Source organism: Myroides sp. 1354 (assembly GCF_030324495.1).
In the GTDB taxonomy this organism is placed as follows: Bacteria; Bacteroidota; Bacteroidia; order Flavobacteriales; family Flavobacteriaceae; genus Flavobacterium.
On the sequence record NZ_JACAGN010000010.1, the window covers coordinates 83,805 to 96,970 of the forward strand.

Annotated in this window: 17 protein-coding genes; 13 read left to right on the forward strand and 4 right to left on the reverse strand. The window is 37.6% G+C overall.

The genetic code is table 11. The annotated features are described in order from the left end of the window. Positions 1-4 precede the first annotated feature (4 nt). The 12 genes from HX004_RS11495 to HX004_RS11550 all read left to right on the forward strand — a co-directional run bounded on the left by HX004_RS11495 (position 5) and on the right by HX004_RS11550 (position 8,281). Entirely contained in the window at positions 5-358 is a 354-nt protein-coding gene (locus HX004_RS11495) for a hypothetical protein (RefSeq protein WP_286442665.1), read from the forward strand. Further along, on the forward strand, positions 355-1,599 hold the full coding sequence (locus HX004_RS11500) for a CinA family nicotinamide mononucleotide deamidase-related protein (protein WP_286442667.1): 1,245 nt from the start codon (positions 355-357) through the stop codon (positions 1,597-1,599). The genes HX004_RS11495 and HX004_RS11500 overlap by 4 nt, the downstream gene beginning before the upstream one ends. Positions 1,600-1,679: 80 nt before the next feature. Next, positions 1,680-1,916: a 50S ribosomal protein L28 gene (gene rpmB, locus HX004_RS11505; RefSeq protein ID WP_002990304.1), complete on the forward strand. Its 237-nt coding sequence runs from the start codon at positions 1,680-1,682 to the stop codon at positions 1,914-1,916. Positions 1,917-1,942: 26 nt separating this feature from the next. After that, entirely contained in the window at positions 1,943-2,125 is a 183-nt protein-coding gene (rpmG, locus tag HX004_RS11510) for a 50S ribosomal protein L33 (protein WP_002990305.1), read from the forward strand. A 7-nt stretch (positions 2,126-2,132) separates the two neighbouring features. After that, complete coding sequence (locus HX004_RS11515; protein ID WP_002990306.1) at positions 2,133-2,285, forward strand: DUF4295 domain-containing protein; 153 nt, start codon at positions 2,133-2,135, stop codon at positions 2,283-2,285. A gap of 135 nt (positions 2,286-2,420) precedes the next feature. Next, on the forward strand, positions 2,421-3,374 hold the full coding sequence (ftsY, locus tag HX004_RS11520) for a signal recognition particle-docking protein FtsY (protein ID WP_286442669.1): 954 nt from the start codon (positions 2,421-2,423) through the stop codon (positions 3,372-3,374). Positions 3,375-3,382: 8 nt separating this feature from the next. Then, positions 3,383-3,817, forward strand: coding sequence for a hypothetical protein (locus HX004_RS11525; RefSeq protein WP_286442670.1), 435 nt, complete (start codon positions 3,383-3,385; stop codon positions 3,815-3,817). Between the two features lie 2 nt (positions 3,818-3,819). Beyond that, entirely contained in the window at positions 3,820-4,149 is a 330-nt protein-coding gene (locus HX004_RS11530) for a DciA family protein (RefSeq protein WP_286442671.1), read from the forward strand. A gap of 114 nt (positions 4,150-4,263) precedes the next feature. Then, positions 4,264-4,698, forward strand: a complete 435-nt coding sequence (locus tag HX004_RS11535) for an RrF2 family transcriptional regulator (protein ID WP_286442724.1) — start codon at positions 4,264-4,266, stop codon at positions 4,696-4,698. A 71-nt stretch (positions 4,699-4,769) separates the two neighbouring features. After that, complete coding sequence (locus HX004_RS11540; protein WP_286442672.1) at positions 4,770-7,016, forward strand: nitric-oxide reductase large subunit; 2,247 nt, start codon at positions 4,770-4,772, stop codon at positions 7,014-7,016. Further along, positions 7,006-7,722: an iron-sulfur cluster repair di-iron protein gene (gene ric, locus HX004_RS11545; protein WP_286442673.1), complete on the forward strand. Its 717-nt coding sequence runs from the start codon at positions 7,006-7,008 to the stop codon at positions 7,720-7,722. The genes HX004_RS11540 and ric overlap by 11 nt, the downstream gene beginning before the upstream one ends. Positions 7,723-7,822: 100 nt before the next feature. Next, positions 7,823-8,281: a CopD family protein gene (locus HX004_RS11550; protein WP_286442675.1), complete on the forward strand. Its 459-nt coding sequence runs from the start codon at positions 7,823-7,825 to the stop codon at positions 8,279-8,281. Here the strand turns inward: HX004_RS11550 and HX004_RS11555 are convergent. Continuing rightward, positions 8,243-8,653, reverse strand: a complete 411-nt coding sequence (locus tag HX004_RS11555) for a winged helix-turn-helix transcriptional regulator (protein WP_286442676.1) — start codon at positions 8,651-8,653, stop codon at positions 8,243-8,245. The two genes, HX004_RS11550 and HX004_RS11555, sit on opposite strands and share 39 nt — an antisense overlap. Before the next feature lie 139 nt (positions 8,654-8,792). On the opposite strand from HX004_RS11555, the gene HX004_RS11560 reads away from it, so the two are divergent. After that, a complete protein-coding gene (locus HX004_RS11560; RefSeq protein WP_286442677.1) occupies positions 8,793-9,935 on the forward strand; it encodes an MFS transporter in 1,143 nt (380 codons plus the stop codon). A 71-nt stretch (positions 9,936-10,006) separates the two neighbouring features. Here HX004_RS11560 and HX004_RS11565 read toward each other — a convergent pair whose 3' ends face one another. From HX004_RS11565 to nirK, 3 genes are read right to left on the reverse strand one after another with little or no spacing between them, the layout of a single operon-like run. Next, positions 10,007-10,633, reverse strand: coding sequence for an SCO family protein (locus HX004_RS11565; protein ID WP_286442678.1), 627 nt, complete (start codon positions 10,631-10,633; stop codon positions 10,007-10,009). Positions 10,634-10,644: 11 nt separating this feature from the next. Beyond that, positions 10,645-11,424, reverse strand: coding sequence for a formylglycine-generating enzyme family protein (locus HX004_RS11570; RefSeq protein ID WP_286442679.1), 780 nt, complete (start codon positions 11,422-11,424; stop codon positions 10,645-10,647). Between the two features lies 1 nt (position 11,425). Further along, positions 11,426-12,892, reverse strand: a complete 1,467-nt coding sequence (nirK, locus tag HX004_RS11575; protein ID WP_286442680.1) for a copper-containing nitrite reductase — start codon at positions 12,890-12,892, stop codon at positions 11,426-11,428. Between the last annotated feature and the right edge of the window lie 274 nt (positions 12,893-13,166).

The window sequence follows — 13,166 nt, forward strand, 5'->3', positions numbered from 1 at the left end:
AGTTATGGCCCTTTTTTATGATGTGAGATCGCTATACAAAAAACACAATAATGCAGAGGAACTCGTTGCAGAGGAACTCGCTTTTTATGTGGAGCAAATGTCCAAGCGATTAGAAAAGATGAAAAAGCACATTGATGCTAAAAACTATGAAAAACTTCAAAAGCACGTGAGTATTTTACAGCCTATGATGGAAACGTTGGGTATGGATCAGGCGTTTGAAGAATTCAATAGCATTCAAAGGTGGATTGAACAAAAAGGGAAAACGAAAGAAATCAAAGAAGTGTATAAACTATTGCGCAAACACATTCGATCAGCAGTAAAAGAGATTAAGAAAGACTATCAAATTGTAGTGGAATGAAAGCGAGTATCCTAACCATAGGCGATGAAATATTAATCGGGCAAATCGTCGATACCAATTCGAATTACTTGGCGAAGTATTTGGATAAATTGGGGTTTGAAATCGTAGAAATGCTGTCGATTGCTGATTCGGAAATCGCGATTAAAGAAGCGATGAACAGACAATTGAATCGCGTAGATGTCGTGGTGATTACAGGTGGTTTAGGTCCAACGAAAGACGATTTGACTAAGCAAGTTTTTTGCGATTTTTTTGATGATGTTTTAGTAGAAAATCAAGCTGTTTTTACGCATGTTAAACAGTTGATAGAGGGATATTTTAATCGCCCGATTTCTGACCTAAATCGCAAGCAAGCCTTAGTGCCTTCAAAGGCAAGGGTGTTGTTTAACGAATTGGGAACTGCACCGGGGATGTTGCTGAAAAAAGAACAAACCTATTTTATAGCGCTACCTGGTGTGCCTTTTGAAATGATCGGTATTGTAGAAAAAGAACTAACACCTATTCTCAAAGAGCAATTTGCTTTGCGATTTAACGTGCATAAAACGATTGTAGTGTATGGGATTGGAGAAAGTTTGTTGGCAGAATACTTAGCCGAATGGGAAGATGCTTTGCCCAATCATGTACAATTAGCTTATTTACCCAGCAGAGGGAGAGTGCGTTTGCGTTTGTCTTCAACTGGGACAGATAAATTGCAGATAGAAACTACTTTAGCCGCTAGTATTAAAGCTATTCCACAAAAGGTAAAAGACCATATTCGTGCCTATGACGATTTGAGTCGATCCGATGTAGTTATTGAAAAATTAAAAGCAGAAGGGTTGACCATTGCTTGTGCGGAGAGTTGTACAGGAGGGCGTTTGGCCGTGTTGTTTAGTGCAAAAGAAGGGGCCTCTGCTTACTTCAAAGGAGGAATGGTAACTTATGCAACCCAATCAAAAATAGACGTATTGGGCGTTAAAAAAGAGACGATAGAGACCTATAGTGTAGTTAGTGCGCAAGTAGCATGTGAAATGGCACAACAAGCTCGTCAAAAATTCGATGCGGATATTGCCGTAGCTACTACTGGAAATGCAGGTCCTTCTAAGGGAGATTCAGCAGTAGAAATAGGCACCGTATATGTAGGGATTGCTTCAAATAAAGGCACCTACGCTGTAAAGTATGAATTAGGCCAACCTAGAGAGCAAGTGATTGAACGCACCATTAGCAGGGCTTTAGAGTTGGTTTATAACGAAATATTAAAAAAATAGTCAAAACATTTTGTTTAATAAATTTCTTTTTCTTTACTTTGCACCCTGATTTTGAATATTGAAATAAAAGATTAGATATAATGTCAAGAGTTTGTGAAATTACCGGAAAGAGAGCGATGGTTGGAAACAACGTCTCTCACGCGATGAATAAAACTAAAAGAAAGTTTTCTGTAAACTTAATTAAAAAACGTTTTTACATTGCTGAAGAAGACAGATGGGTAACATTAAAATTGTCTACCACTGCATTAAAAACAATTAATAAGAAAGGTATTACTGCTGTTTTGAAAGAAGCAAGAGTAAAAGGATTAGTAAAGTAATTCGACCATAAAAAACAAGGAAAACGATGGCAAAGAAAGGTAATAGAATCCAAGTAATCTTAGAGTGTACTGAACATAAAGCATCTGGTTTACCAGGTACTTCAAGATATATCACGACTAAGAACAAGAAAAACACACCTGATAGATTGGAAATTAAAAAATTCAACCCTATCATGAAAAAAGTAACAATTCATAAAGAAATTAAATAATTAAGTCATGGCAAAGAAAACCGTAGCTACTTTAAGAACATCTTCTAAGAAGTTGACTAAAGCAATTAAAATGGTTAGATCTCCAAAGACAGGTGCTTACACATTTGTTGAGTCTGTTATGGCTCCTGATTTTGTAGATGAATTCTTGAGTAAAAAGTAATTTACCATTAAATATCTTGAAAAAAAGCTGCCTGATACAGGTAGCTTTTTTCATTTTTATACACTTTAGTTATAGCAACCGCTATAAGATGATATACTTTTATTCTTTATATTTGTACAAACTAATAGGAACGTTATGAGTTTTTTTAAAAGAATATTTTCTTCAGAAAAAAAGGAAACTTTAGATAAGGGATTGGAGAAGTCAAAAACGTCTTTTTTCTCTAAATTAACCAAAGCAGTCGCTGGAAAATCTAAAGTTGATGACGATGTTTTAGATAATCTAGAAGAGGTATTAGTTACTTCTGATGTTGGAGTAAACACAACATTAAAGATTATTGATCGCATTGAAGCAAGAGTTACCCGTGATAAATACGTTGGAACAGAAGAACTGAATCAAATTTTGAGAGAGGAAATCGCAGGATTACTGTCTGAAACTGGATTAGGTGAATCAACAGAATTTGAAATTCCAAAAGATAAAAAGCCTTATGTCATCATGGTTGTAGGGGTAAATGGTGCTGGAAAAACAACAACCATTGGAAAATTGGCGTATCAATTTAAGAAAGCAGGACTAAATGTGGTGTTAGGTGCCGCTGATACGTTTAGAGCAGCCGCTATTGATCAACTACAAGTATGGGCAGATCGCGTTGGAGTGCCTATTGTACGTCAACAAATGGGAAGTGATCCAGCTTCAGTAGCTTTTGATACGTTACAATCGGCTGTAACACAAGGTGCCGATGTTGTAATTATTGATACGGCAGGACGTTTACACAACAAGGTGAACTTGATGAATGAACTTTCAAAGGTGAAACGCGTGATGCAAAAGGTCATCGCTGATGCACCTCATGATGTTATGTTGGTGCTAGATGGCTCTACAGGACAAAATGCCTTTGAACAAGCCAAACAGTTCACCGCAGCAACTGAAGTTACTTCTTTAGCGGTAACTAAATTAGACGGTACAGCAAAAGGAGGAGTCGTTATTGGTATTTCGGATGAATTTAGAATTCCCGTTCGCTATATCGGTGTTGGGGAAGGTATTGAAGATTTACAAGTGTTCAACAAATACGAATTTGTCGATTCATTTTTTAAATAGAGTTTAGCATGCGCAGTATACAAGTTTTTTTTAGCTTATTTCTTCTCATTCTTTTACAAGCTTGTCAGTCTAAAGCGGATGTAGAGGCGGTGAAAAATCATATTACTGGATATTGGGAAATTGAAAAAGCCGAATTACCAGATGGTTCAGAAAAAGATTATACGATTAATTCAACTATCGATTATTTTGAATTAAAAGAAGATCAAACAGGGGTTCGTTATAAAGTAGTTCCTCAGTTTAATGGGGAGTATTTAACGAATGACATGCCAGAAGCTTTTACCATAGCAGAAAAAGAGGGAGCTGTTTGGCTCATGTACAAGACGGATTTCGCCACCTGGGAGGAACGTGTGATATCCGTGAATGAAGAGCAAATGGTGATGGAAAATGAAAACAAAATCAAATACTTCTATAAAAAAGCACAGAAAATTCAAATTACTGAGTAACCGTGAATAAAAACAATCCTTACAACCGAAATAAAATTAGCCCTCGTACTCGAGAAGGTAAAGGTATATCTGAATTGTTACAACTGTTTAGAACAGAAAACAACTTGGATCAAGGATTGAATGAGTTTGATGTATATGAAGCTTGGAAGGCCGTGTTAGGACCTGGAATAACTTCTTATACGTTAGATATCGCTTTTAAGCGAACAACGTTGTACGTCAAATTATCTTCTTCTATTGTTCGTGATGAATTGAGTTATGGAAGAGAAAAAATTATCAAGATGTTGAACGAAGAATTAAAACGCGAGTTAATTACAGACTTAGTTTTGAGATAAAAGATACAGCGACAAGAACCAAAAGTTCGTGTCGCTTTTTTTGTTTCACAATAAAAGACTTTTTCGTCTTTTATTATGAAAAATAGTTTATCTTTGTCTGGTAATCGTAAAGGTATGTTTTCTAAAGCTTGTGAATACGCAATTCGATCTGTTGTTTTTATTTCGGTATCCTCACTGAAAGAAACGCGCGTAGGCTTTAAAGAAATTGCCAAAGAAATAGATGCTCCCGAAGCATTTGTTGCTAAGATTTTACAAAAATTAGTCAAAGGAGGAATTATTGCATCCAGTAAAGGAGCAGGAGGAGGATTTGAAATTCCCGTGCAACAATTAGATCAAATCAAATTGTGTGAAGTGGTTAATGTAATTGATGGTGACTCCATTTACAAAGGTTGTGGATTGGGCCTAGCGCAGTGCTCAGAAACACATCCTTGCCCCGTTCATTTTAAATTCAAGTCGATTCGAAATGAATTAAAACAAATGTTAGAAACAACTTCTTTAAAAGAGCTCGCCAATGGTACCAAGTCTGGCGATACTTTTTTAAAGATCTAAGTGTAGGAGGGATCTATATTCCCTTTTTTTATAACCAAATAAAGGATAAAAAAGTCTTCTATTTTTACTGTATGAATACAAGTCAGAAAAAATTATGGATAGCATTTGCGATAGTGATGTTATTCTCCTTCGGGGTACTCGGTTATTTTGGTATAGAAATTTACCAAGAAGCACCGCCTATACCTACGGAAGTTCGAACAATTGAAGGACAAGTAGTCCTTACAGCCCAAGATATTAAAGATGGTCAGAATGTTTGGCAAAGTATTGGTGGGCAAGAAGTGGGGTCTATTTGGGGACATGGGGCTTATGTAGCACCCGATTGGACCGCCGATTATTTACACCGCGAAGCACTGTTTTTATTGGATTACTATGCAAAGGAGGTCTATGGTAAAACCTACCAGGCGGCTAGTGAAGAAGAACAAGCATTTTTGCAGGCGCGTTTACAGCGCATGATTCGCTCTAATACCTATGATCAAACTACGGGGGTTTTGACCATTACAGATGAACGCAATTTGGCTCGTTTATATCTCGATGATTATTACAGTAAGTTATTTACTGATGATCCTGCTTTCGATCAATTGCGCAAAGATTATGCGATTCCCAATATGGCGATTAAAGATACAGGGCGATTAAAGCAGATGAATGCTTTTTTCTTTTGGGCTACATGGGCAACCGTAACAAATCGACCAGCTAGTGAGATTAGTTATACCCATAATTGGCCTGCAGATGATTTAGTTGGAAATAAGGCGACAACCCCTTTATTAGCTTGGTCAGGCGTAAGTATTATTCTGTTGATTTTTGCCGTGGGGGTTTTGGTCTATTATCACGTGGCATCCAAGAAAGAGGAGGAAGAATTAATTCCTGTTGCAGATCCTGTTTCCAATGGAGTGACAACAAAAAGCATGACAAGGCTCAAAAAGTATTTTTGGGTCGTTAGTTTACTGATGGTTCTTCAGGTTGGATTGGGAATTATCACAGCACACTATGGAGTAGAAGGACAAGGATTGTACGGTATTCCATTGGATCAGATTTTGCCTTATTCGGTTACGCGAACCTGGCATACGCAATTGGCTATTTTTTGGATTGCTACTGCTTGGTTGGGAACAGGATTGTATATTGCTCCTGCTGTAGGGGGCAAAGATCCAAAGTATCAAGTTTTTGGCGTAGACTTTTTATTTGTAGCCTTACTTATTATTGTCCTAGGTTCTATGATTGGGCAATGGTTTGGGATTATGCAAAAATTAGATCTCGTACAAAATTTCTGGTTTGGACATCAAGGATATGAATATGTCGATTTAGGGCGTTTTTGGCAACTCTTTTTATTTGTGGGACTATTTCTATGGCTCGCTTTAATGATTCGACCTTTACTGCCTGTTTTAAAGGCTAAAGATGGACAACACAACCTCATCGTTCTATTTCTTATTTCTTGTGGGGCAATCGCTTTATTTTACGGTGCTGGACTGATGTGGGGAAGACAAACGAATCTCGCTATAGCAGAATATTGGAGATGGTGGGTTGTACATTTATGGGTAGAAGGATTTTTTGAAGTATTTGCTACCGTGGTTTTAGCCTTTTTATTTGTGCGTTTAGGGTTGATTAAAACCAAAACAGCTACGAATGGGGCGCTCTTTTCAACCATTATTTTTATGTCAGGAGGGATTATTGGTACGTTTCATCACCTTTATTTCGCGGGAACGCCAACTGCTGTTATGGCATTAGGGGCTACGTTTAGTGCCTTGGAAGTTGTTCCATTAACGTTGATTGGATATGAGGCCTATGAAAATTATAAGGTATCAACACATAAGGGATGGTTACAAGATTACAAATGGCCAATTTACTTTATGGTGGCTGTAGCTTTTTGGAATTTCTTAGGGGCAGGAGTGTTTGGCTTTATTATTAATCCTCCAATAGCGCTGTATTATGTGCAAGGATTGAATACCACACCGCTTCATGGGCATACCGCCTTGTTTGGGGTATATGGCATGCTGGGAATTGGTTTAATGCTATTCGTTTTACGCAGCATGTACAGACAGGTACAATGGAATGATAAATTGTTAAAAATAGGGTTTTGGGGACTGAATATAGGGTTGTTATTAATGGCTTTATTGAGTCTTTTACCCATCGGTATTTGGCAGGCAATTGAAAGTATACAGCATGGAATGTGGTATGCGCGTTCAAGTGAATTGATGCAATTGCCCGCTATGAATACACTCAAATGGCTTCGTACCATCGGAGACGTGATATTTACTATAGGCATTTTTGCCATCGTCCTATTCATATTTAAACTAACATTAAAAAAATATTTGCATGAAAAATAGAACAATAGGCTCATTTGTAGCAGAAGATTTTAGAACAGCAGCTGTATTCAATAAATATGGAATTGATTTTTGCTGTAAAGGGGGACGTACCCTGGATGAAGTATGTGATAAAAAGTCCGTGGATGCTGCGGAATTAATAGGGGAATTAGAACGCTTATTAAGCCAACAAGCAGTAAATAATATCGACTTTAGACATTGGCCCTTAGATTTATTGGCGGATTATATTGAAAAAACACACCATCGCTATGTGGAAGAAAAAATACCAGTGTTGTTGCAGTTTCTCAATAAGTTGAGTAAAGTTCACGGAGAAAGACATCCCGAATTACATGAAATTAATGAATTGTTTATTGGATGTGCGCAAGAACTCAGTCAACATTTGAAAAAAGAAGAATTGGTGTTATTTCCTTTTGTGCGCAAAATGGTATCAGCAACTCTTACAGGACAAGCGATAGAAGCACCCCATTTTGGTACGGTTGAGAATCCAGTGGCTATGATGATGCATGAGCATGATGGAGAAGGAGAGCGCTTTCGAAAAATTGCTGCTTTGTCCAATAATTATACGCCTCCAGCGGATGCCTGTAATACTTACAAAGTAACCTTTGCCATGCTGAAAGAATTTGAAGAAGATTTGCACAAACACATTCACTTAGAAAACAACATTCTCTTTCCTAGTGCAATTGTATTGGAACAGAAATTCAATTCATAAATAAACAATAAAAGTGCCTCGTTTTTAGAGGCACTTTTTCCTTAAATAAGAAAATAATCTTGTACTTTTAAAGAAGCACTGTCAGTCTAAAGAACAAATTATGAATGAAATTCACCTTTTATTACTGCTCCATTTACTGGGTGCAACTATTTGGGTAGGGGGACATATTTTATTGAGTGTCATTATCCTCCCTCAAGTTTGGAAAGAAAAATCAGTAGAAAAGCTATTTGCTTTTGAAAGTAGATACGAGTGGATTGGTATGCCCGCATTAGCTGTGATGCTTATAACGGGAGTGAGAATGGCTTATTTGTACAACGTGAGAATAACAACGTGGTTCGCATTTAAAACCCCAATTGAAACAGTGATTTCACTCAAACTACTCTGTTTGTTCAGTCTTGTTTTATTTGCGTTGAGTGCACAATGCTTTGTTTTACCACGATTGAAAACAAATATTGAGAAACTGCCTTTAATGGCTTTTCACATCCTCTCCGTAACATGCATTAGCATCGTTATGCTTGTTTTAGGTAGTTTTGTTCGATATGGAGGAATCTCCCTTTAATTTGTCCGTATCATCCTGAAGGGCACGGTGTTTTGCTCCCCATGCTTCTAAGGCAGGCCATATCGGAAGCAAATCTTGAGCAATGGATGTCAACGCATATTCTACGCGTGGGGGAACTTCAGCAAATACTTGCCTCTGAATTAATTGATCTGCCTCTAATTCTTTTAATTGAAGGGAAAGCATACGATCCGTAATACCGTAAACTTTTTCTTTTAATTCATTAAAGCGCAATACTTCGTATTCGGCCAGGTTAAACAGAATCATCATTTTCCAACGACCTCCTATTTTACAAATGGTATAAATGGCATCGCAATTTGTTGTGATAAAATCTCTATTGATGCTATTGGTTGAATTTTCTTTTCTCTTTGCCATGACTTACAAAATTGTTAGCTACTCACATTAGCGGTCTCACTAGTTCTTGAGCGTTGTGCATTATACTTTTGTTCGAGTGAATACAAAGCAATAAAAACAACAATCGCTTTGTCTTTACAAAAGTATAACGATTATTTTTATGAAGAAATATGCCTACGTAGGAGCTCTTGGTTTATTGAGCATTATTACCACTGAATTTGGTGTAATTGGGGTATTACCGCAAATTGCATCCCATTATCAAATTTCCATTGATCAAGCCAGTTGGTTGTTGAGTGGTTTTGCTTTAGTTATTGCCTTGTTTGGCCCTTTTATGACAATGTTGACTGCCCGCATGGAGAAAAAAACAACGATGCTGCTCGCTATTGCCCTGTTTAGTATTACCAGTTTTGGCTCTGTTTTACTGCCTTCTTTCGGGATATTATTAATCTTGCGAATGATTCCCGCTTTACTACAACCTGTGTATATTGCCAATGCTTTAGCCATAGCTGTAAATACGAGTCCCAAAGACCAATCGAGCAATAGAATGAGCATTGTATTTAGCGGAATAACCATTGCTTCGTTTACAACTATTCCTTTGGCTACATACTGGACCAATCTCGTTGGTTTACAAGCTATTTTTATCATTCAAGGAATAATTAGCGCACTTGCGTTCGCTGCAATCTATTTGGTATTGCCTAAGGTTCAAGGAGAAAAAACAAACATAAAAATTAGTGAATTGAACTTGCTGAAAAAAGCTTCCTTTATTCGAAGTGCACTGGTTAATCTATTCGTAATTGCTATGTGGTTTAGTGTCTATAGTTACTTTGCAGACTACCTCAACAAAGAAAAACAATTATCGGGATTTGAAGTGAGTTTGATGATTCTACTATTTGGTGTAGTGGGGGTAATTGCCATGTATATGGGAGGGAAAATATTGGCAAAAGGCGTGGTATTTAGCAATGTGTTTTATGTGATAGGCGCAATGGGGATCGCTATATTGCTGTATTTGTCAGGAAATAATTTCTTTTTGATTACCGGGTTAATTGCCATTTGGAGCTTGTTTTATACACCTGTTTTTCTCAATGTCACTGCTTTTTTACAACGAACAACGGCTGTTCCTTTTGAATTGGGTAGTAGTCTCTCCACCTCTTTAGGGAATTTAGGTATTGCTGTTGGTACTTTTGTAGGAGGAAAAGTGATCACGGATTATGGAATGCAAGAATTACCTCTAGTTATGTTGGGATTTGCAGGAGTAAGTTTGATTTTGATTGTTCTTGTCTCCCGAAAGAATGAGATTCGATAAAATAGAACTACTGCTCTGACTATCTATAGTATAGTCTGGAGCAGTAGATTCTTTGATCAATAATTAACTACTTAAGGGAGTGAAGCCAATTGTCTTTCAATTTCTTTAATCGTTGGTGCATAATCAATACCGAGGCCTTCTTGCTGATAATCGAGCTCTCCTTTTGTATTGAAAACACTGATAATGTTAGAATGAGAAAAATCAATAGGCGATATTTTTTTATAATTGACCGCTAGCGTTGCAGCGAATTCTCTTGTATTAGCTTCCGTAGAACGCAAGAACAGCCATTGTTGACCCTCCATTTTGTTTTCTTGAGCAAAGGCTTTTAAGCGTTCCGGTGTATCAACCGTTGGGTCTATACTTACGAGGATATATCGAACTTTATCTTTGTTTTTTGCAGTTACTCTTTCTTCAATATGACGCATATCTGCAACCAAGCGTGGACAAGCGGCTTTGCAAGAAGTGTAAATCATCACCATGACCAAAACCTGACCTTGTAATTCTTTTAGTTCAATATCGTTACCCTCCTGTGTGGTCCACGTGGAAGGTAGGTTGTAGATCGATAGATCTGAGATTGTTTCTGTTGTTTCGATTTTTTCAGTGGTTGAAGCTGTATCGATTTCTGTCGGATTTACTTTCTTACATTGGGATAGCAACAAGGCTATACAAGCGATAAATAAAAGAGATATCTTTTTCATAAATTCATTTTTTAAAGGTCTTTCGCACATCTAAAACCTAGATTTTTTGTTGTAAAGTTGGCGCGTAAACTACCTCTAAAACCATAGCGCATAAAGGCAGCATAATCCATCAAATCGGAAGCGTTAATTGACGCACTACCGCAAAATAAATTTTCGTCATTTCCTTTGTCTTTTCGACTTTCTCCAGATAAAAAAATAGAGTTGTAATCGAATACCCATTCCCAAATTAATCCATGCATATCGTAAACTCCCCAATAATTTTTAGGGGTACTACCCACGGGGTTGAGGTAAGTTCTAGGTGTTTCATACCACGCCAAAATATATTGATTGTACGCTTCTTTTTCTCTAGCATCCATTTGTTGTGCATCAGCCATGGCTACATACTCCCATTCCTCTAAAGTAGGAAGTCTTTTTCCTTGACATTCACAATATTTTTTAGCGGCAAACCAAGAGATATTGGTAACAGGAGCTTGTGGGTTTAAATCGCCAAAGTCTAAATTGCCCTTCCAATGAGATAAGTAACTTTTGGTTGCAAATAAACCTTTGATTTGCGACCGCTGATAGGAAGGATTTTGTTTTAAAAAATCCAAATACTGCGCATTGGTTACGGCAAATCGATCCAATTGAAAGGCCGCTATTTTGACATTGCCTTCTTCCGTACTGCCATAAAGGGGAGTGAAACTACCACTGCGGATGGTTTGCATGGGAGTTGTTTGCTGAGCATTTAACAAGGTGACAGTTAGAACGCTCAACAAATTTATCGCCAATCGAAGGGAAGGAGTTATTCGCATATTATCTGTTTTTTTGTACCATTTGTGGGCTTACCACGGTTTTATTGTTACCCCAACTGTTGTATACATAAGTCAATACATCCGCAATCTCTTGATCACTTAGGTTTTGACTCGTCATGATGGAGTTGTATTTGATTTTATTTACTGTAATTTCTCCTTCTAAACCGTTGATAACTGTCTTGATAGCTCTGTTGACATCGGCATTCAAATAATCCGATTTGGCAAGAGGAGGGAAGATGCCTTCTATTCCTTGACCTTCAGCTTGATGACAAGCAAAACACGTTCTCGTAAAGATGCTTTTACCGTCGGTTAACTGTTGTGCTAGAGTTTTATTTTCTATGGGTTCTTTGCTCTTTGTTTCTTTCGGCATGGTTTGAATAGTTCCTCCTTCTGGTAAATAGATTCCCTCTTTAATTTTTCCAGCAAATACTTTTTCATTTTCATCTCCCTCAACCTTTAGCATTCCCAAAGCACCTTTATTAAAAGCTCTAAAAATAGAGTGATCAACTAACACAAAAGTTCCCGGTGTATTTACTTTGAATTCAACAATGGCCGCGCCTCCGGCAGGAATTAGGGTTGTTTGTACATTCTCATTGATTAAATCGCCTCCTTCTACGTGTACGCGATCAAAGATTTCTCCAATAACATGGAAGGAACTAACGAGGTTAGGACCTCCATTTCCAACGAATAAACGCACCGTTTCACCCACTTTTGCTGTGATGGCATTGTCATTGACTAATCCATTGACGTGACCATTGAATACAACGTAATCGGGTTGTTCTTTGATGGCTTTATTCATATCAAAAGGTTGAAGTCCTTTCTCACCGTAATTTCCCTTGGTGTAAAAATCCCCTTGCATGACATAGTATTCTCTATCAACAGGGGCAAGGCCTCCTTCTGGCTCTACTAAGATTAATCCATACATCCCATTGGCGATGTGCATTCCTACTGGTGCTGTTGCACAATGGTACACATATAAACCAGGGTGAAGGGTTTTAAATGAAAAGGTCACTTCATGCCCTGGTGCTACTAATGAAGAAGCAGCTCCACCCCCTGGACCAGTTACCGCGTGCAAGTCAATGTTGTGTGGTAACTTATTATCAGGGTGATTTTTTAAGGTAAACTCCACTTCATCTCCTACACGGGTGCGGATGAAACTACCCGGAACAGTACCGCCAAACGTCCAATACATATAGGTTACTCCATCGACCATTTCTCCCTCTTGTTCTAGAATTTCTAAATTTACCTTCAATTTAGTTGCCGCTCTTAATCCTACAGGTTTGGGAACAAATGGAGGAGCAGTCAATTCGGCTTCGCTTTCTCCATGTGCAACGATGCGTTCTGCCCAATCAGCATTTTTTTCAACGTTCTTCAACTCTTTTTTAACGCAACTTCCTAAACTCAATGTACCTAATAATAAGACTATCATTCCGAGTGTACTTCCTAGATTTCGTGATTTTGTATCCATAATGATCACTTTGTTAGTTGATTTTTGTCTATCAAATATAGAGGACATTTTTGTCCTTTATATTGATATTTATCAGGTTTTTGAGGGGATTCTTTGTTTTTCTGTGTGTTTGCTTTTTTTGTTTGAGCAACCAATGAATCGAAAGTGCGGTCTTTATTGGGTTACAGTGAAAGTAGTTCAACTTCAGGAAAATAATAATAGATGATAATTATAGTTCCAAAAGAGAATTTCATAAAGAAGCAAAAAAGCAACTTCACCAAAAAGCTAGTTTTAG

Excerpts from the sequence above, each read along its gene's own strand:
- HX004_RS11495 (WP_286442665.1), top strand. The coding sequence starts at position 5 with ATGGCCCTTTTTTATGATGTGAGATCGCTATACAAAAAACACAATAAT.
- HX004_RS11500 (WP_286442667.1), top strand. The coding sequence starts at position 355 with ATGAAAGCGAGTATCCTAACCATAGGCGATGAAATATTAATCGGGCAA.
- rpmB (WP_002990304.1), top strand. The coding sequence starts at position 1,680 with ATGTCAAGAGTTTGTGAAATTACCGGAAAGAGAGCGATGGTTGGAAAC.
- rpmG (WP_002990305.1), top strand. The coding sequence starts at position 1,943 with ATGGCAAAGAAAGGTAATAGAATCCAAGTAATCTTAGAGTGTACTGAA.
- HX004_RS11515 (WP_002990306.1), top strand. The coding sequence starts at position 2,133 with ATGGCAAAGAAAACCGTAGCTACTTTAAGAACATCTTCTAAGAAGTTG.
- ftsY (WP_286442669.1), top strand. The coding sequence starts at position 2,421 with ATGAGTTTTTTTAAAAGAATATTTTCTTCAGAAAAAAAGGAAACTTTA.
- HX004_RS11525 (WP_286442670.1), top strand. The coding sequence starts at position 3,383 with ATGCGCAGTATACAAGTTTTTTTTAGCTTATTTCTTCTCATTCTTTTA.
- HX004_RS11535 (WP_286442724.1), top strand. The coding sequence starts at position 4,264 with ATGTTTTCTAAAGCTTGTGAATACGCAATTCGATCTGTTGTTTTTATT.
- HX004_RS11540 (WP_286442672.1), top strand. The coding sequence starts at position 4,770 with ATGAATACAAGTCAGAAAAAATTATGGATAGCATTTGCGATAGTGATG.
- ric (WP_286442673.1), top strand. The coding sequence starts at position 7,006 with ATGAAAAATAGAACAATAGGCTCATTTGTAGCAGAAGATTTTAGAACA.
- HX004_RS11550 (WP_286442675.1), top strand. The coding sequence starts at position 7,823 with ATGAATGAAATTCACCTTTTATTACTGCTCCATTTACTGGGTGCAACT.
- HX004_RS11555 (WP_286442676.1), bottom strand. The coding sequence starts at position 8,653 with ATGGCAAAGAGAAAAGAAAATTCAACCAATAGCATCAATAGAGATTTT.
- HX004_RS11560 (WP_286442677.1), top strand. The coding sequence starts at position 8,793 with ATGAAGAAATATGCCTACGTAGGAGCTCTTGGTTTATTGAGCATTATT.
- HX004_RS11565 (WP_286442678.1), bottom strand. The coding sequence starts at position 10,633 with ATGAAAAAGATATCTCTTTTATTTATCGCTTGTATAGCCTTGTTGCTA.
- HX004_RS11570 (WP_286442679.1), bottom strand. The coding sequence starts at position 11,424 with ATGCGAATAACTCCTTCCCTTCGATTGGCGATAAATTTGTTGAGCGTT.
- nirK (WP_286442680.1), bottom strand. The coding sequence starts at position 12,892 with ATGGATACAAAATCACGAAATCTAGGAAGTACACTCGGAATGATAGTC.